Below are 19317 nucleotides of genomic sequence, written 5' to 3'. Positions count from 1 at the left end.
TTATATAATTCCTTCTCTGATTAAATCATGTAAATGTATGATACCACTGTACCTGTCGCCGTCCATGGCCAGCAGCTGCGTGATATCATTTTTGCGCATCATCTCCAGGGCATTTATAGCCAGCTCATCCTGTTGAATGGTTTTAGGATTGCTGGACATAATATCCTGTGCGGTAACTGTTTCCGTGTGTACATTTTTCTCCAGCATTCTCCTTAAATCCCCATCGGTGATGATACCGCAGAGCTTTCCCTGGTTGTCCAGCACGGCAGTGACGCCCAGCATTTTGGAAGAAATTTCTACTATAACATCTCGTAATGAGCTGGTCAGCAGCACCTTAGGTGCTTCATGCAGCTTGCAGAGGTCCTGCACTTTGAGATATAGTTTTTTTCCTAATGCACCGCCCGGGTGGAACTTAGCAAAATCAGCAGCGGTAAAACCGTGCCATTCAATCAGGCAAACTGCCAGGGCATCTCCCATAACCAGCTGTGCGGTGGTGCTGGTGGTAGGTGCCAGGTTATTGGGGCAGGCTTCCTGTGTAACAGTGGTATTTAACACGTAATCAGCCTCTGTGGCAAGAAAAGAAGCTGTGTTGCCCACCATGGCCACCAGGGTATTACCGAAGTTTTTGACCAGTGGCACCAATACTTTTATTTCGGCAGAAGTCCCACTTTTGGAGATACAGAGCACAATATCATCCTGGCGGATCATGCCAAGGTCTCCATGTATGGCATCGGCGGCGTGCATAAACAGCGCCGGGGTACCGGTTGAATTGAGGGTTGCAACTATTTTCTGGCCAATAATTGCACTTTTTCCGATGCCTGTAACTACGAGGCGACCGGCGCAGGTAGCGATCAATTCCACCACCTTTTCAAAATCTGCATCTATAAACTGCTGCAAATCATTGATAGCTGATGCTTCCACTGCTATTGTGCGTTTGGCAACCTGACCTATATCTATAGTTAAATTCCTTTTCATGACGATTTACAAATTTATCATTTTTTACCCAGCAAGGGAACTCTAGTTATTTAATATTGCCCGTCCGCACTTTTTTAAGTAACTTCGTGTCCCCTAAAAAACATATAAACTAAATTTGTCATTTGTTAGTTCTTTAGAGTTTACCGTATAAAATGAAATGCAATGGCTGTTGTTAAGGAAAGTTTGATGGATGCATTACGCGAACATTTCGGGTTCGATTCCTTTAAAGGAAATCAGGAAATCATAATAAAAAGCATCCTGTCTGGCAAAGATACATTTGTGATCATGCCAACCGGTGGAGGTAAGTCGTTATGTTACCAGTTGCCGGCTCTGATGAGTCCCGGCTGCGCACTCATTGTTTCTCCCCTTATAGCTTTAATGAAAAACCAGGTAGACCTGGTTCGTGGTTACAGCAGTAAGGATAACGTGGCGCATTTTCTCAACTCAACCCTTTCCAAGGCGCAAATCAAGAAAGTACGGACGGACCTGCTCTCCGGCAAAACAAAAATGCTGTATGTGGCACCGGAAACACTTACCAAACAGGAAAATCTGGACTTTTTCAGGGATCTGGAAATCTCATTCATTGCGGTGGATGAGGCGCACTGTATTTCTGAATGGGGGCACGACTTCAGACCGGAATACCGCCGCCTGAAGGAAATGATTGAACAAATATCCGATAACCTGCCAATCATTGCGCTGACCGCCACGGCTACACCGAAGGTGCAGAGCGATATTGTCAAAAACCTCGGCCTTAATACACCGAACATCTTTATATCTTCCTTTAACCGCCCTAACCTTTACTATGAGATCCGGCAGAAACGGAAGAAAGATGTTACCATCAAGGAAATTGTAAAATACATCCACCAGCATAAAGGCAAAAGCGGCATCATCTACACCCTGAACCGCAAAACCACGGAGGAACTGGCAGACATGCTGGTAGCCAACAATATCAAGGCAGTAGCTTATCATGCCGGCCTGGACCCGGCTACCAGGGCACAGCGTCAGGATATGTTCCTGCATGAGGATGTGGAAGTTATCGTAGCCACCATCGCTTTCGGGATGGGCATTGATAAACCCGATGTTCGTTTTGTTATTCACTACAATATCCCTAAGAGCCTGGAAAACTATTACCAGGAAACAGGGCGCGCCGGCCGTGATGGCCTCGAGGGCAACTGTATCTGTTTCTATTCCCACCAGGATGTGCAGAAACTGGAGCATCTCATGCGTGATAAACCGCTGAGCGAGCGCGAAATGGGTGCACAGCTGATCAACGAAACCGTTGCCTACGCTGAAAGCGCCGTTTGCCGCCGTAAGGTGATTCTCCACTACTTCGGGGAAAAATATGAAACCGAAAATTGCGGTCAGTGCGATAACTGCCGTAATCCTAAGGAGAAGATTGAAGTTAAAAACCGCGTAGTTATCGCTTTAAAGGCGATTCAGGCGCTGGAAGAACGCTTTGGCTCCGAATATGTGGTAAACATTATCACGGGCAAAACAAGCCCTCAGATTGCCACCTATCGCCACGATCAACTGGAAATCTTCGGAGAAGGAAAAGAGTTTGATGCTCACTTCTGGAATTCCCTCCTGCGTCAGATGATGCTGGAAGGCCTGATCGAGAAAGATATTGAAGAGTATGGTCTGTTGAAAGTAACAGAAAAAGGTACGAAGTTCCTGAAGAAGCCATATTCCATCATGGTGGCGCTTAACCATCAGTTCGACGAAGAGCACAGCGAAGATGAGGACGAAGCTACTGCACAACAGGCTTCTGCTGATCCTGTACTGTTTGAACTGCTGAAAGAGCTTCGCAAAAAAGTATCTAAAGAAAGAAATCTCCCGCCATTCGTAATTTTCCTGGAAACCTCCCTGGAAGACATGGCTACCCAATACCCTACCACCGTTCAGGAACTTGAAAAAATCCAGGGCGTGAGCAAAGGGAAAGCAATGCGCTACGGTAAGAAATTCGTGGACGTTATAGCCAAATACGTAGAAGAAAACGATATCACCAAACCGGATGATTTCGTGATGAAAAGCGTGGTTAACAAAAGCGGTCTGAAAGTATTTATCATTCAGAACATCGATAAAAAAATCCCGCTGGAAACCATCGCTAAAAACAAAGAGCTGACTATTCCCAAACTGCTGGACGAAATGGAAACCATCGTAGCCAGCGGTACCAAACTGAATGTGGATTATTGCCTGGACGAAGAGCTGGACGACTATGCACAGGACGAAATCATGGAATATTTTAAAGGTTGTGAAACATCCAGCCTGGCTCTCGCCCGCGAGGAACTGATTGAAAACGATTACACCCTGGAACAGCTGAAACTGATGCGTATTAAATTCCTGGTAGAGTACGGAAACTAAGCAAACCGAAACCTTCTTATGAGCATACACAAGATTCAGGAAACTATTGCTCCTGCACGCGCGCAGGTTGTTGCACACCCCCTTTATGCACAATTGCAGACGTTGGATGACGTTCGCACCTTCATGCAATACCACGTATTTGCAGTATGGGATTTTATGTCGCTCCTGAAAGGACTGCAACAGCAACTCACCTGCGTGGATGTACCTTGGGTACCGAAAGGCAGCGCTGCCACCCGTTACCTGATCAATGAAATCGTTACCGGAGAAGAAAGCGATGTGGATATGGACGGTAATCGTTGCAGCCACTTCGAACTGTACGAAAAAGCCATGCAGCAGGCTGGTGCCGATACCACTGCGGTACAGGCCCTGATTCAGGCGGCCATGTCCGGTACAGGCATTAAAGACAGCATTGCTGCCGCAGATTTACCGGAAGGTGTAAAAGGATTCCTGAATTTTACATTTGACGTAATTGCGTCCGGCAAAGCGCATGTGATGGCTGCCGTATTCACTTTTGGCCGGGAGGATCTCATTCCCGACATGTTCTATGCGCTTGTAAAAGATCTGGATAAAAAGTTCCCAGGCAAGCTGTCCACTTTCATTTATTATCTGGAAAGACATATTGAAGTGGATGGTGATCATCACAGTCAATTAGCGATGCAGATGGTGCAGGAACTCTGCGGCACCGACGAAGGGAAATGGAACGAAGCAGCTCAATATGCCCAACAGTCGCTGGTTTGGAGGCATCAGTTATGGTCTGCCATCCTCGACGAAAAAGTTTTTTTATAAAAGTTTGAAAAAAAATTTTGCAGAATCAATTTTTAATGTACTTTTGCAATCCCATCACACGAGATGGACACACAAAAAAGATGGTGCGGTAGCTCAGTCGGTAGAGCAAAGGACTGAAAATCCTTGTGTCGGCGGTTCGATCCCGCCTCACACCACTCGAAAAAGCCTCACAGCAATGTGAGGCTTTTGTGTTTTATACCAGTACCTACTAACTACTACTTTCACTCCTTCAATTATACAGCTCCTCAAAGTGATGCTTTCTGTAAAGCCAAACTGAATAAGCTAACGATTATCATCCCACTTCTTCATATATCTCAGCCTACATCAGGCGTTGCGCAGTGTTTTGCCCTGTAAAAAAGCCATCAGCCCAACCCAGGCAGCCACCCCAACAATTAAAACTGAGCCGATAACGCTGATGGAAGAAAAAACAATCGCTACAAGTACCACACTAGCAATTACCCAAGTGATATCCAAACCGGTAATCAACCTGGCCCAGCTTTTTTGTACAGGATTTCTGAAGGCTGCAATGAGTACAAACAGCGCAAACAATACCAGGAAAATCCCTACTTCACTAAAAGGTGTAGTGTTGCTGACAGCAAACAGATTGGCAAAAAAGGCCGGCATTGCCACTAATAAGCAACCTGTGATACCTGAACTGATCCCATTGATTAATAATACATTTTTAAGTGTCATAGCTTTAGGTTTTTGTTTCCACAAAGCTAAAGCAGACTATAGGCGGCATTGTTACCATATGGCGACATTGTATTACCATTTTACGCCATTGTGTAAAGGAAGAAACCCCCAACATTTGCACTTTAAAAACCCTTTCGCATTTCAGCGTACAAGTTTGAAAAACAGATCAATCTTTCAGCATGGATTTATTGAATACTATCAGAAAAAACTATTTCCTTTCGCATACAATATCCTGGGCTCCGCCAATGATGCATTGGACGTTATCCAGGATGTAATGGTCCAAAATTTAGCTGCCCCAAAATAAAAGATCCGGTTAATACACTGATTCCGGGGCATTCATTTCTCTATAAAACCTAAAAACTCTCTTGCTAATAACCAAGTACCGCCCATCCGGAGCATGCGCTGATTCGTGGCATTCACATCTCTATAAAAACCAAAAAACTCACCTTACTAATGACCCAATACTGCCCATCCGGAGCATTCGCTGATTCCGCGGCAGTCATATCTCTATAAAAAACAAAGACTCCCTTGCATATGACCCAATACTGCCCATCCGGAGCACTCGCTGATTCCGAGACATTCAAATCTCTATAAAAACCTAAAAACACCCTGGCTAATAACCCAATACCATCCCATCCGGAGCATGCGCTAATTCCGGGGCAGTCATATCTCTCTAAAACCTAAAAACTCCCTGGCTAATACCCAATACCATCCCATCCGGATCATGCGCTGATTCCGAGGCAGTCATATCTCTCTAAAATCCAAAAACTCCCTGGCAAATAACCCAATACCACCCCATCCGGAGCCATACCAATGCCGCCGGTTATCACACACTCACAGAACTCCTGTAAACCGTTCTGCAAGCCTTAAAATACGCCAATACCTTCCCACCTCTCGGGTTATACCCAGAAAGTAAAACACTCCATTTAAGCCGCTCTTATTGCGTTTTTGCAAAGCGACTCACTATACCGTATCTACGAAGCCACTACCTGCCGTATCACGGCACACAGTTCTTCCGCACGTTGATCCAGCCGAATCTGCGACCCCATTACCAGCGTATCATTCACATGCACCGTCCCCTGCTTTATCCAGCCTTTTAATACAGCCAGCAGCTCAGAGGACATCACCTGCCTGTTTATATAATTACTCTGCAGTACCAGGTAATGTATATCCAGACTCGTCCGGTTTAACTCCCTGATCACCTCTCCCATGGCATGCGTTCCTTCCGTATACAATACCAGGTTTAATACCAGGTGGACCTCCTTGCCCCCATGACGGCGTAAGAAACGCCTTAACTCCCTAAGGTATTCTCTTGTGGATAACCGGTAATTATGCACATTTAACACCGCAAACAATGCCTCCCCAAACCCGGCGCACCGGATTGGTCCCTTAAAAGGGAAAAAACTTGAACGCTGAAATATCCTGTGTGCGGTGTCGTATATACCGCTATGTGGTAAACTTACCAACACAAATAGCTTCTGCCGGGCAACAAACATGGCTTTCTAAGTTATTTTAAGGGTTATCATTTTTGCAATTAACAGCTTCTACAAAAGCGATTTGTTTATTGGTTGTTAACAAACTCTACTTTATTTCTCCAGACAGTAATTTTTTTCCCGATAGATAATGTCCGCCTTCCCTATTTTTTTATTTGTATTTTGTACGCTTATAATTCTCCCGTTTGAAAAAAATACGCATGAAGAAACTACTCTTTCTGGTGCTGATACTCACATCCGGCAGCAGCTATGCACAACGACAGCTCATACGAATTGCCACCCGCAACGTTAGCCTGCTCTATTCCACCAACAGCCAGGGAAGGCTCATCCAGCAATACCTCGGCGCTAAATTACAACCCGAAAATGCTGATACGGCTACCCGGTCGGCACAGGAGGCGTACATCACAGCAGGACTTGAAAGCTTGCTCGAACCCGCCATCCGCCTGGTTCATAACGATGGTAATCCCTCCCTGGAACTTCGGTACGTGTCCCATAAAGTGACCAAACAGGACGATAACGTCACGGAAACAACCATCACTTTAAAAGATCCCGTATACCCGGTAGACGTTATCCTGCATTTCGAAAGCTTCTATAATGAAGACATCGTAAAGGCATGGTCAGAAATTAAACACCAGGAAAAGAAAGCACTGCGCCTGACGGATTATTCCAGCGCTATGCTGCATTTCAACGCGGACAAATATTATCTCACCCAATTTCATGGCGACTGGGCCAGCGAAGTGAAAATGGAAGAACAACCACTTACCGCCGGTATGAAAATACTGGACAGTAAGCTCGGTAGTCGCGCTAACATGTATATGTCGCCCATGTTCCTCCTCTCCCTCGACAATGCCGCCGCAGAAAACAGCGGCGAAGTGCTCGCCGGCACCCTCGCCTGGACGGGTAACTTCCGCTTCGCTTTTGAAATAGATCAGGTCAACGCACTGCACATTAACGCGGGCATTAACCCATATGCCTCCGACTACCTGCTGCAGCCTAAAGAAGTATTTACCACACCTGCATTCATATTTACCTGGTCTAATACAGGTAAAGGTACTGCCAGCCGCAACCTTCATCACTGGGCGGTGAAATATGGTATCCTGGATGGTCATACCCCGCGCCTTACTTTACTCAATAACTGGGAAGCCACCGGTATGGACTTTAACCAGCAACAACTCAGCGAATTATTCGGCGGCGCGGCCAAACTGGGTGTGGATATGTTCCTCCTCGACGATGGCTGGTTTGCCAATAAATACCCACGCAATGCGGATAATGCAGGCCTGGGCGACTGGGAACCAAACAAAACCAAACTCCCTGATGGTTTGGGTTACCTCGTGAAAGCCGCAGAAAAGCAAGGCGTTAAATTCGGCATATGGCTGGAACCTGAAATGGTAAACCCGAAAAGTGAACTGTACACACAGCATCCCGATTGGGTCCTGCGCCTTCCTAACCGCAGCGAACATTACTACCGTAACCAGATGGTGCTGGACCTTACCAATCCGGCTGTGCAGGACTTTGTATATGGCATTGTGGATAAAACATTGTCCGGCAATCCAGGTATTGCCTACATTAAATGGGATTGTAACCGTATGATGACGAATACTTACAGCCCTTACCTGAAAGAAAACCAATCTCAGTTATTCATTGACTATGTACGTGGCTTTTATAAAGTAATGGACAAGGTAAGGGCTAAATATCCACACCTGCCTATTATGCTCTGCTCTGGTGGCGGTGGACGTACCGATTATGGCGCCATGAAATACTTCACGGAGTTCTGGCCAAGTGATAACACCGATGGTCTCGAACGCATTTATATCCAATATGGCTACAGCCACTTCTTCCCTTCCATTACCATGGCTGCGCATGTTACCAACTGGGGTAAGCAATCCCTGAAATTCAGGACAGACGTGGCTATGATGGGCAAGCTCGGTTATGATATCAAAGTAGATGCCTTTACAGAGAAAGAAATGCAATTCAGCCAGCAGGCAGTAAAAACGTATAACCGTATACGTGATATCATCTGGTATGGGGACCTCTATCGTATTATCTCGCCGTATGAAGAAGAGAGAGCCGTATTCCAATATGTGGACAACGATAAGAAAAAAGCAATTGTCTTTAACTACCTGATGAACGTGCGCAGAAAAGAAGTTTTCTCAAATGTAAAACTACAGGGCCTGGATCCGAAACAGCAGTATACCGTGAAGGAAATTAACCTCTTCCCCGGTACTAACAGTAATTTAAAATTCAATCAGTCGTATAGTGGCGATTTCCTGATGACTGTTGGATTAAATTTGGTTCCACGTGCAACATCGCTCACCAGTAACATACTGGAAGTTACCGCGCTCTAACGGTGATGAATATACCTTTAGCAGGCTCCCGGCCCGCTGGGCCGGGAGCCTGCTTGTTGTGCGCCCTGATGCAACATAAGTAAACCTAAACTGTTATAAATAACGGGTTTTGTATCTTCATACCCTATAAAAGTATATATGCAGCAACTTTATTCGTTCATATACGGATTTAACTGGCATCCATATCTGAAACTGGGAAGTACGATTTTATTAACGCTCTCCCTCGTGGGTGTGGTGTTTACAATTTTGTTGGAAAACAGGAACCCCGTGAAAGCGATTGCATATATACTGCTGCTCGTTTTTGTACCGGTATTAGGGCTTATTATTTATTACTATCTCGGCCGCGATTTCAGAAAGAAAAGAAGGTTTACATTAAAGGGCAGTAAGGATGAAGTATTGTTTGAAAGTTATATGCATTCGCAACGTGCCGAGCTACAGCGTATGCAGATGGAACTGCGGCAGGAACAGGGAAAGAAACAGGAATTATCTGCGATGCTGCTGAATACGAAGCAATCGCTTCTTACTAAAAATAACGAAGTAAAAGTGCTGGTAAATGGGGAGGAAAAATTCCCGGAAGTATTTAGTGCATTACGTGCCGCCAAACATCATATTCACATTGAATATTACATCATCACCGAAGATGAAGTGGGTAAGGAAATGCTGGCCATCCTGCTGGATAAATTGCAGCAAGGCGTTATCGTGCGTTTTATCTACGACGATATGGGTTCTAACCACATCGGAACAATCCCGAAAGTATTAAAGGAGCATGGCGCTGAAGTCTATGTTTTTTCGCCGGTACTCATCAATTTTTATGTAAACGCCAACTATCGCAATCACCGCAAAATTATAGTGGTGGACGGGAATACCGGATTTGTAGGTGGTATTAACATGGATGATCGTTACCTCAACAATGGCAAGCATTCCCTATTCTGGCGGGATACACACCTAAAAATTGTTGGTGATGCCGTAAACATGCTACAGCTGCAGTTTTTAATGAGTTACCGCTATGTGAGTAAAAAAGTATTTTCCTTTGAGCATCCGTATTTCCAGCGTAGCGTAATGCGGGATACCTGCTTTACGGATATAGTGGCCAGTGCACCGGATTCCGATTGGCCAATGTCTATGAATACGATCGTGATGGCCATTAACCTGGCACAACGTCGTATCAGGATTACAAATCCGTATTTTATTCCTACGGATCAGATTTTGTCGGCTTTGCAGCTGGCAGCCCTGGCGGGTAAACAGGTAGAGTTAATACTGCCTTACCGGGGTGATTCTTTTATTGTGCAGCATGCTGCCTTATCCTATATGAAGCCCTTGCTGGAAGCGGGTGTAAAGGTATATTTCTATACACGTGGTTTCATACATGCCAAAACCATGGTGATTGATGATAACCTGTCGTGGGTAAGCTCCGTAAACCTGGATAACAGAAGCTTTTATCTTAATTGTGAAATCGGGGCGCTGATTTATGATGAAACAGTAGCAACCAAACTTAATCGTGTATTTGACGAGGATCTGTTGTATGCCTCGCCTGTCCAGGAAACGCGCTGGAACAGAAGAAATACCATGAAACGCTTCCTGGACAGTACGTGCAGACTCCTTGCACCATTGTTATAGTGCTAGTATTTTTCATCTTCAAAATCATCTTCATCCTCTATCAGGTCGTCATTGGTTTCTTCAAGGTCCTCGTGCCTGTCGCCACCAATGCTGTAGATATTATTTTCTTCGTCCTCGCTACCTATTGCTTCATCGTCATCATCCAAGTCTGAGCCGGGAACATCCAGATCGTCGCCAATTTTATCATTCCGCCATGTTTCTTCCTGCTCATCACCTTTGGGTCTTTTCTGTCCCTTTTTAGGCGGTATTTCGCTGTTATGCCGGAAAGAGCGGGTTACTTCATCCATGTCCAGATCCACCTCATTATCGCGATTATCCCGGTTCATAATATCTTCACTGGCGGGATATTCAGGATACCCTGGAAATTCTTCCTGCTCTTTATCTTTCTTGTTTTTATCCGTGTTTTTGGGAGGATTATTTTTCTTGTTAGCCATATCAGTTATTTTTTAAGAAAACAGTAATATTTTCATGCCTGTTGGCATTCATCTCCTGTTAAAAAATAACAATGTAGAGCGGGCTTTGTTCATGCCCCGCAATGGTGGCGGATTTTAGCCGGATATTACTTTTTACGGCCGGTGAGCGTGAGTTGTAGTGTGATGCCGGAGGAATACAATTTTACTTGTCCTGCTCCCACCCCGGAAAGTGGAATTTTTGCGTAAGGTTGCACCCCAAGTATGAGCCTGTTACCAACAGGTTGCTGATATAATGCTCCTACGTTGAGTACTGCCAGGTAGTGTTTATTTTCGTTGGTCACAACAGCTTCTTTATCGTAGCTGGGATTATTGTACCTGTAATTGTATTGCTCTTTGAGCATGAAATAGCTGCTGGTACCGGCGGTAGCACTCAGGCTGAAGTTTTTCTTTTTAAGGAAGACGTAGTTGATATTGAGGGGGATTTCCAGCACATTACAATCCGCATCAATTTTTTTGAGGTAACTATTATAAGTTCCTTTGTAATCCTGTGGTGTGGCGCCGTATATTTTTTTGCTGTAGGTAATGCCGGTGGATATAAACCATCTGGGTTTAAAATAATAGTGTAGTACTGCACCCAGATTAAATCCTAACCTGGCATATTTAAATGAAGCAGCAACATTATAGTCAGGTCCGGCTGACAGGCCTGCATACAGTCTGTTAAATGATTTTTTTGTTTTTGGTTTTAGGGAGATGGTATCGGCTGTGATGCCTGATATTACAGGTATTTCAACAGTGTTATCTATTTTCGTATATACGTTAAAGTTATATACTTTATGCCATGTATCAAATGCTCCTGGTGTAATATTTTCAGCAGTAATTTCAGCATCATTTTTCGTTGTGAATGTTCCCTGATAAAATGATTTTTTATGGTTTGTTTGGGGAGATGTAAATGTTGCTTTTTCGGTGGTTTTACGTATCTCCCTCTTTTCCTCTTTTGTGGCGCCGGGCGTATGTAGTACGATGGCTGAGTCGGTGGTGGGTGAGGCTACTGTTAGTTGATCAGGTTTGCGTTCAGGTTGTTGGAATAAGTGGAATACGACTGCGATAATAATAGCACAGAGAGGCAGGATGAGCCACCACCAGATGGGTGGTTTATCATCATCTTTATCTTTATTCAGCAAGTTTTCCATTTGATTCCAGGCTTCCTGGTCAAATGGAAAATCAGCTTCCTGCAGCTTTTTACGGATACTATTTTCGAAGTTGTCATTCATTGTTAAACAGGGATATATCGGCGCCAATACCGTCTTCGTTTGGTGTACTGGCTACGTTCAGTATTTTTTCCTTCAATATTTTCTTTGCTTTAAACAGATTAGATTTCGATGTTCCTTCTGAGATGCTGAGCATGCGTGCTATTTCCTGGTGCTGGAATCCATCCATTACGTACAGGTTGAATACAGTTCTGTAAGATGGAGGTAATGCCTGCACGAGTTGTAGTAATTCGTTGTAACTAAGTTTATCCACTATACTATCTGCTATACTGAGTTCTACTCCGGCGGATATTTCTTCAGTAAAGGCTATTTTCTTTTGTTTCCTCAGGTAGTCGATCGCGGTATTCACGATAATTTTTGCGAGCCAGGATTTAAAGGAACGGTTGGTATCGAAAGTCTGGATATGTTGAAATACTTTCAGAAAAGCATCATTGAGTATTTCGATCGCTTCATCCCGTTGGTGTGCATAACGCATAGCGATGCTCATAGCATAGCCGAAGAAATTTCGGTACAGTGCTTCCTGGCTGCTGCGATTTTTTTTGCAACACCCGGCAATGAGCTCATTAATCGTTGAATCGTGCACGAATATTTTTTGAACCGGCAGTTAGCTGATCAATATCCCGGAACTTTCGATCATTAGATACGAGTAAAAAGCGAAAGAGGTTGCTTTCGGGGAAAAAATAATCCAATCCTCAAATTTAGCGTTTTTAGCCGATTTTAGCCCATCACACCTCTTTTGAACACAAGTACTCAATCAGGAACCGTTTATCGAAATTTTCCCCGTTTCTGAAGGTCAATTTTTGGCCATTTTGGTTATTTTTTTATCAATTGGGCATAAAAAAGAGGTAGCCGAAAATCGGCTACCTCTTGTGGGATAATTTTTTTGAAGTAATTATCTACCCATGTATACCATGAGGATTTGTACATCGCTTGGATTTACGCCACTGATTCGGCTCGCTTGTCCGAGGGTGCGTGGGCGAATTTTATTGAACTTCTGTTTTGCCTCGGCGGAGAGGGAAACCAGTTTTCCGTAGTCGAATGAATCGGGGATAATCAGGTCTTCGAGCTGGCTCATTTTCTGAACCAGTTCATTTTCCTTTTCGATATACACTTCGTACTTCACCTGGATTTCTGCTTCCTCTAATATTTCGTTATCGAATCCTTCGAGGGCTTTTGCGATTTTAGGCACTTCATTTTTCATGGAGAAAATGTCGAGTCCCGGGCGCAGTAATATCTGGTGAGCTCTTTGTTTTTGTGTCAGTGGAGCAGAAGATTTGGACTGTAATAATCCATCTATTTCTGCTGGTTCAACAGAGAGTTCTTTCAGGATGGTTTTGATTTTTTCAACGCCATCTTTTTTCTGTTGTACCCTGGTCATTCTTTCTTCGGAGGCCAGTCCCATTTTATAGCTTCTTTCTGTGAGTCGCAGGTCCGCATTATCCTGACGGAGCAGGGTACGGAATTCGGCTCTGGAAGTAAACATACGGTAAGGCTCTTCGGTACCTTTGTTAATCAGGTCGTCGATGAGTACACCTATATAAGCTTCACTTCTTTTGAGCACAAAAGGATCCTGTTCGGTTGCTTTGAGGTGCGCGTTGATGCCCGCCATTAAACCCTGGCAGGCTGCTTCTTCATACCCGGTGGTACCGTTAATTTGTCCGGCAAAAAACAGGTTCTGCACCTGTTTGGTTTCCAGGGAAAACTGCAGCTGGGTAGGTGGGAAATAATCGTATTCGATGGCATATCCCGGGCGGAACATCCGCACGTTTTCGAAGCCGGGAACCATACGAAGTGCTTTCATTTGCACATCTTCCGGCAGGGAAGTAGAGAAGCCATTTACATAGATTTCTACGGTATCCCATCCTTCTGGTTCTACGAACAGCTGGTGTCTTTCTCTTTCTGCAAAGCGGTTGATTTTATCTTCGATACTTGGGCAATAACGTGGGCCTGTTCCCTGGATGCGACCCTGGAACATCGGGGACCTGTCGAACCCGGTACGGAGCATTTCATGTACCGCTTCACTGGTATAAGTGATCCAGCAGCTACGTTGCTGTGCTGGTTTAATTTTAGGAATATCGAGGTAAGAGAATCCGGTGATTTCATCATCTCCTTTTTGCTCTTCCATTTTGGAGTAATCAAGGCTGCGGCCATCAATTCTTGGAGGAGTTCCGGTTTTGAGGCGGTCGCTTTCAAAGCCCAGTGATACCAATTGCTCGGTAATACCGGTTGCAGCTTTCTCTGCTACGCGGCCACCGCCAAACTGTTTTTCACCTATATGAATCACCCCATTGAGGAAGGTGCCATTGGTAAGTACTACTGCTTTGGCCTGAATTTCATGGCCGAGGCCAGTCACGACCCCGTAGCATCTGCCATCTTTCACCAGTAAGCCTTTAACCATGTCCTGGTAGAAGTCCACATTCGGCGTTTTCTCCAGGGCTTCTCTCCATTTGGCAGCAAACAGCATGCGGTCGTTCTGCGTTCTTGGGCTCCACATAGCAGGCCCCTTAGAACGATTCAGCATGCGAAACTGTATCATGGATTGATCAGTGATGATACCTGAATAACCGCCTAAGGCGTCTATTTCACGCACAATTTGTCCTTTCGCTATACCACCCATGGCAGGGTTACAGCTCATCTGGGCAATTGTCTGCATATTCATGGTAACAAGCAGCACCTTTGAGCCCATATTGGCAGCAGCAGCAGCCGCTTCACAACCCGCGTGCCCTGCACCTACAACTATTATATCGTATGAAGGAAACATATTAAAATTGAAAGTGCAAAATTACATAGAAGTAGGGAGAATGTTTCCATAAAATGCAATGTTCCACGTGGAACATAAAAAAGGAAGGTCTAGTGACAAAAGGAGATTAATACCTTATTATGCTGCAGGCAATAATCAATACTATCTTTCAGACTTTGGATACCATCCAGTACACGGGCTTCTTCTTCATCTTCTTCGGTTGTGACAATAATATGTTCATGAGATAATTTCACATGGGATAGGTCCAGCTGCAGCTGGAATAAATCACCCAGGTGCAATATTCCGGACAGCGGCCAATCATTAGGTAACGGTAACCCTATATCAAGTTTACCATTAAGCAATACCTCCTCTACTTCCAGGTCTACTTTGAAGTCCTCCCGAAGGATTTGATTGATCAGGTCTGTTTCATAGTTCAACACGATTCTTTCACCTGAGCCCACAGGTTTCCCAAGATAATCAATCAGGCATATCAGTGCATGCCAGTAGCTGGGGGCACAGCTGGTATCAGGCGCCTGTCCATTAATAATCTGTCGCAGTGCCTCAGCGGTACCTATATCAGCAGGTAAATCTTGGTTTACATACTCCTGAAATTTATCCGATTGCTGAATCTTCTCCAACAATGCTATGTCCTTTGAGCCTATTGAACGATTTAATTTGTCATAGTCGATGGCGTAGGAGAAAATAAAGTATCCCATAAAAATTTAAGCGTTTGAGGGTTAAGGGTCTCGGTTTTTCAGGTCATATCAATCACAATTATCCGGTTTACTAATATAATAATTAAGGTGGGTTAGTTGATCATTTTGGCGGAGGATTTAATAATTAACGGAAAAGCAAGCATGTGTACCTGGTTAAATAAACGTCTAATAACGGAATATGGTCCAATCTACTCTTCCATTTATGGGTTGACGTGTATCTGGTTTAATCCGTGTCTACGCCCGGAAAATGACCCGCCCTACTCTTCTATTAATGGGCTAACGTGTACCTGGTTTAATCAATGTCCGATCACGCAATATGGTCCGGCCTACTCTTCCATTCATGGGTGGCCTGCACATCCCTGCCTATAAGCGAGGGTACCGCGGCTACAATAAGTACACATTGAATGGCTCTGCTGGCCGCGCATGGATAGTACTTTCCTGATTGGCTGCCTGCTGGACAATTAGTGAATATAAATGAACGAATTGCCTCGCCAACCTGCCAGATGACCAGGTTCTCCTGATACTAAGTGTGCAATTGATCAGCCTTACAATGTAATTAGATAGCTATTGAATAGTTGAATTGTATAGTCCATTCCCTACTATCGATTTCTTATTCACCATGCACAGCCATATGCACACGCTTCTATTAATAACCTAAGCATATTCCAGACCGTAGACATTTTTGAGGTTATATCATGGATCATCTAGTGCTCATATGACCATTACCCCTGAGCATTACTAAATAGTACAGCATTATTAGAGTCAATCTTCAGGTAAATTGATTGCTGTTGTGGCACCTCCATTTTTACAGAGGCTATTCATTAGGACTCTGAAATACTAAACTAGCATTCATCCTTAAATAGTTAAATAAAAACAATAGCGAGTTAACTATTAGCAGCAATTTTAGGTATCAAGCTCTCCTAAATAGTGTCGAATTATCAGAAACAATTGAAGTTAACATTCATTCTTTCTCGGTTAAATACATTCATAACTGCACGCCAATTATAGGTGATCACTAGTAAACTCTGCCTTAAAATAAATGTTCCACGTGAAACATTCCAGCTTTAAAAAATCCAGAACGTTCCACGTGGAACATCGCATATAAGTGGCTGATTACTTCGACCCAAAATATAACTTCAGATTCTCCTCTTCTTTATCACGCATCAACTGCTCTTCCTTTTTAGTTTTATCCTTGTATCCACATAAGTGCAATGCACCATGAAATATCACCCGATGCAGCTCATGTTCTTCTGTAACGCCAAATTTTGCTGCATTATCAATCACTCTGTCTATACTAACATAGATTTCGCCTTCTGTTATCTCCGGATCTTCTGACATTTCGAAAGTTACAATGTCTGTATAGGTATCATGATTCAGAAATTGCTTATTTATTTCCAGTAAATAATCATCGCTGCAGAAGATATAGTGTAAGCCGCTAAGCCCTTGCCCCTCTCTCTTGAATAGATCTTTAAGGAATGCCTTGAGTTTAGTTCTGTTTTTTAAGCCAAGCTTAACTTCATGTGCTGTAAATTGTATTGCCATAACCCACTGTTAAAATTGATGTAAAAGTAAAATGAAAATCCCAACTGGGAATGTTTCTTTTTGCATATTGCAGGTTCAGGGGTACCTTTGTTACGTAGTCCTTGTGAATAATTCCCCATGCAGAATCTTAATATAAACGGACCAATTGTCAGATAATGAAAAATGCCATTATTAAATTGTCCTCACTTGCTACAGGTAAAAGTGCAGTGATAATAGAATTTGAAAAAGACGATCTTCATATCAAGCTGATGGAAATGGGCTGCGTACCCGGAGAAACAGTGAAAATTGAGAAGGTTGCGCCACTCGGAGATCCAATTTCAATCATGGTAGCTGGTTACAATTTATCGCTCCGAAAAACAGAAGCTGATCATATTTGGGTAGAGGAAATTTAGTCCTCTACCTTTTTTTTGCCCTTACACGCCTATATCTTCTTCTTCCAGACTTCCCTACATTCAACTCCACTAATAAATCTATTTTCTCAACAAAAAATCAAAAAAATTTTTTGAAAAAACGGTTCTGCCAGAAAAATAACTAGTGAAAGCAAAAAAGCACTGGCGAAAAAGAAAAAATTTGCGTTAAACCCTTAAAATTCCCTCCCACTGAAGCTTTAGTTATGGGAAAATGTGGAAAAAATTGAAGAAACCAGAAAAAATAGAAATTTTAACTGTCAGATTTACTTCCAGAAGTCCCTTTATTCCCCAAAAAATAAAGTTTTACCCTAGTTTATTGACACTTTTAGCCTGCTGCCAGATATAAAAATTACTAAAGTCTCCCTGGACATAAATAAATGTGGACAATCACACGAAGGAAGTTCAAATAAGTGTAGAAATTAGTAAACCGACCAAAAATTCCTTCATTTATACACATATTTCGGAAACAAAAACAAATTTTCAGGAAAATGGGTGGTAAAAGTTGTCAGATATTCACAAAATTTTCCCCTCGGGGAAAAAAGGAAAAATTTTGAAAATGGACTTTTGTTTATTAACAATAAAAAGAAAAAAAAATTTTTGAGCTCAAAACCTGCCATTTTTCCACATTCAGCGGCTAAAAACAAAGAAAAAAGAATTTTTGGCTGATAGATAAGGCTTTATCCCCATAATATATTGGAAATCCATTTTATTATTTTTAGAAAAAAATATATAGCCCTGACAATTGATCCAATCATTTTCTCCTTCCATATCCCAAGATTTCTTCAGACGTTAAAAGCTCAAGCCCTTACTAAGCGCTTTACAATTGCGTCCATTACATCTCCCCTGGGTAACCAAAGGAAAATTACTACTATCAGCATCTCACCCGCTAATGAAGCCCTTCAGAAAAAGGTAATTACCCTACACTCCAACTACTTAAAAAATATTAAATTCTCAAGGCACTACCAGCGCTCTGAGGTTTCGATAAAAATCTGATCCTCTACCAAGATTAAATAGTGAAAAAAAATACGCGATTCTCAGCGGCTAGGCAATGCGCTGAGAATCACACGAAATAAACCTGCCTTGGGACTACTCTACATTCCCCAAATTCTCAGCGCAGTGTTATAGCGCTGAGAATTGAAAATTTGAGAAAACAATTGGGATACCTCGGGAAATTTGCACCCGACTAATTCTCAGCGCCTTTATTTTTATTTTATAAACGAAAACAAAAAAAATTTGGAAAAAAGAGCGCGTTATGCACAAAAATGTGGATAACGGGTCACTGAAAATGTGAATTAGTAACCTGAATTTGAAAAAATGTCGCCTGAGATTTTAATGAAATCAAAATGCCTGAGGTAACCACGGACAAATAGAAAATATCTCACTCACAACTCATACTATGGGAATGGCTTTATACTGCCACAAATATTCCTCCCACAAACCAGCCAAAATAATTTACAAATATCTCATTCTCAATGCACTACCCTCCTTCTGAGAATTGCATAAAAAATTTTTTCCTGAGGTTATGCCAGTGCCAAAAAAAATTTTTAATTCTCAGCGCCTTCATTTTCAACTTTTTAGCTAAAAATGAAGGAAACGAAAATATATTGTTGATAACTGTGGATAAGGTGGTTAAAATCTAAAAAAAGAAATTAAGGCCGCTAGATTTGCACGAGATCTTCCTTCGTTCGGGTATGCCGAAGTATTTTAATCCATTCAATTCTCAACGGGTTTGTTTAAAAGGCTCTTCAGCGCGCGACAATCAATTCTCTTTGTCCTCTATCCAAAATCAATGTGAAAATCAAATTCTCACGATACAAATCACCCTGTGAGAATTGCATAAAAATTTATTTCCTGCGGTTATCCTTGATCGATTTTAAATTTTAAAACCTCAGGGCTCTCATTTTTTAGTTTACGGCCTTTTTTTAACATAAGCTGTGCAAAAGTATGTGCAGATAGAG

The 19317-nt window shown here is 43.0% G+C and carries 14 protein-coding genes and 1 tRNA gene; 6 read left to right on the top strand and 9 right to left on the bottom strand.

Translation table 11 applies throughout. From position 1 onward, the window contains the following. Window positions 1-975, bottom strand: a complete 975-nt coding sequence (locus BUB18_RS15350) for a KpsF/GutQ family sugar-phosphate isomerase (RefSeq protein ID WP_073082639.1) — start codon at window positions 973-975, stop codon at window positions 1-3. Between the two features lie 162 nt (window positions 976-1137). Between BUB18_RS15350 and recQ the strand changes: the two genes are divergently transcribed. The 3 genes from recQ (at window position 1138) to BUB18_RS15335 (ending at window position 4277) form a co-directional block, all read left to right on the top strand. After that, entirely contained in the window at window positions 1138-3336 is a 2199-nt protein-coding gene (gene recQ, locus BUB18_RS15345) for a DNA helicase RecQ (RefSeq protein ID WP_073082637.1), read from the top strand. A gap of 18 nt (window positions 3337-3354) precedes the next feature. Next, a complete protein-coding gene (locus BUB18_RS15340; protein ID WP_073082635.1) occupies window positions 3355-4122 on the top strand; it encodes a DUF3050 domain-containing protein in 768 nt (255 codons plus the stop codon). An 82-nt stretch (window positions 4123-4204) separates the two neighbouring features. Further along, a tRNA-Phe gene (locus BUB18_RS15335) sits at window positions 4205-4277 on the top strand. Between the two features lie 169 nt (window positions 4278-4446). Here BUB18_RS15335 and BUB18_RS15330 read toward each other — a convergent pair. After that, window positions 4447-4839 (bottom strand): hypothetical protein, encoded by a 393-nt coding sequence (locus tag BUB18_RS15330; protein ID WP_143159959.1) that lies wholly within the window; start codon window positions 4837-4839, stop codon window positions 4447-4449. A 950-nt stretch (window positions 4840-5789) separates the two neighbouring features. Beyond that, window positions 5790-6050, bottom strand: coding sequence for a hypothetical protein (locus tag BUB18_RS29390; protein ID WP_143159958.1), 261 nt, complete (start codon window positions 6048-6050; stop codon window positions 5790-5792). A gap of 458 nt (window positions 6051-6508) precedes the next feature. On the opposite strand from BUB18_RS29390, the gene BUB18_RS15315 reads away from it, so the two are divergent. Then, window positions 6509-8653, top strand: coding sequence for an alpha-galactosidase (locus tag BUB18_RS15315; RefSeq protein ID WP_073082627.1), 2145 nt, complete (start codon window positions 6509-6511; stop codon window positions 8651-8653). A 138-nt stretch (window positions 8654-8791) separates the two neighbouring features. Then, a complete protein-coding gene (cls, locus tag BUB18_RS15310) occupies window positions 8792-10270 on the top strand; it encodes a cardiolipin synthase (RefSeq protein ID WP_073082624.1) in 1479 nt (492 codons plus the stop codon). Between the two features lie 2 nt (window positions 10271-10272). Here cls and BUB18_RS15305 read toward each other — a convergent pair whose 3' ends face one another. The 6 genes from BUB18_RS15305 to ybeY all read right to left on the bottom strand — a co-directional run bounded on the left by BUB18_RS15305 (window position 10273) and on the right by ybeY (window position 16949). Continuing rightward, a complete protein-coding gene (locus BUB18_RS15305; protein WP_073082622.1) occupies window positions 10273-10704 on the bottom strand; it encodes a hypothetical protein in 432 nt (143 codons plus the stop codon). 125 nt (window positions 10705-10829) lie between these two features. Beyond that, window positions 10830-11954, bottom strand: a complete 1125-nt coding sequence (locus tag BUB18_RS15300; protein ID WP_073082619.1) for an outer membrane beta-barrel protein — start codon at window positions 11952-11954, stop codon at window positions 10830-10832. Beyond that, window positions 11947-12534 (bottom strand): RNA polymerase sigma factor, encoded by a 588-nt coding sequence (locus BUB18_RS15295; RefSeq protein WP_083550059.1) that lies wholly within the window; start codon window positions 12532-12534, stop codon window positions 11947-11949. Before BUB18_RS15295 ends, BUB18_RS15300 begins: the two co-directional genes overlap by 8 nt. Before the next feature lie 309 nt (window positions 12535-12843). Beyond that, window positions 12844-14712, bottom strand: a complete 1869-nt coding sequence (gene mnmG / locus BUB18_RS15290; RefSeq protein ID WP_073082614.1) for a tRNA uridine-5-carboxymethylaminomethyl(34) synthesis enzyme MnmG — start codon at window positions 14710-14712, stop codon at window positions 12844-12846. Window positions 14713-14801: 89 nt separating this feature from the next. Then, window positions 14802-15407, bottom strand: coding sequence for a DUF7691 family protein (locus BUB18_RS15285; RefSeq protein WP_073082611.1), 606 nt, complete (start codon window positions 15405-15407; stop codon window positions 14802-14804). A 1113-nt stretch (window positions 15408-16520) separates the two neighbouring features. Further along, on the bottom strand, window positions 16521-16949 hold the full coding sequence (gene ybeY, locus BUB18_RS15280; protein ID WP_073082608.1) for an rRNA maturation RNase YbeY: 429 nt from the start codon (window positions 16947-16949) through the stop codon (window positions 16521-16523). Window positions 16950-17104: 155 nt separating this feature from the next. Here ybeY and BUB18_RS15275 point away from each other — a divergent pair, with 155 nt between their 5' ends. Next, window positions 17105-17341, top strand: coding sequence for a FeoA family protein (locus BUB18_RS15275; RefSeq protein ID WP_073082606.1), 237 nt, complete (start codon window positions 17105-17107; stop codon window positions 17339-17341). The last annotated feature ends 1976 nt before the right edge of the window (window positions 17342-19317 follow it).

Origin of the sequence: Chitinophaga jiangningensis, from assembly GCF_900142605.1 — a bacterium.
Lineage (GTDB): Bacteria > Bacteroidota > Bacteroidia > Chitinophagales > Chitinophagaceae > Chitinophaga > Chitinophaga jiangningensis.
Note: the sequence above shows the minus strand (reverse complement) of the source record. Positions and strands in the feature narration are given on the sequence as shown.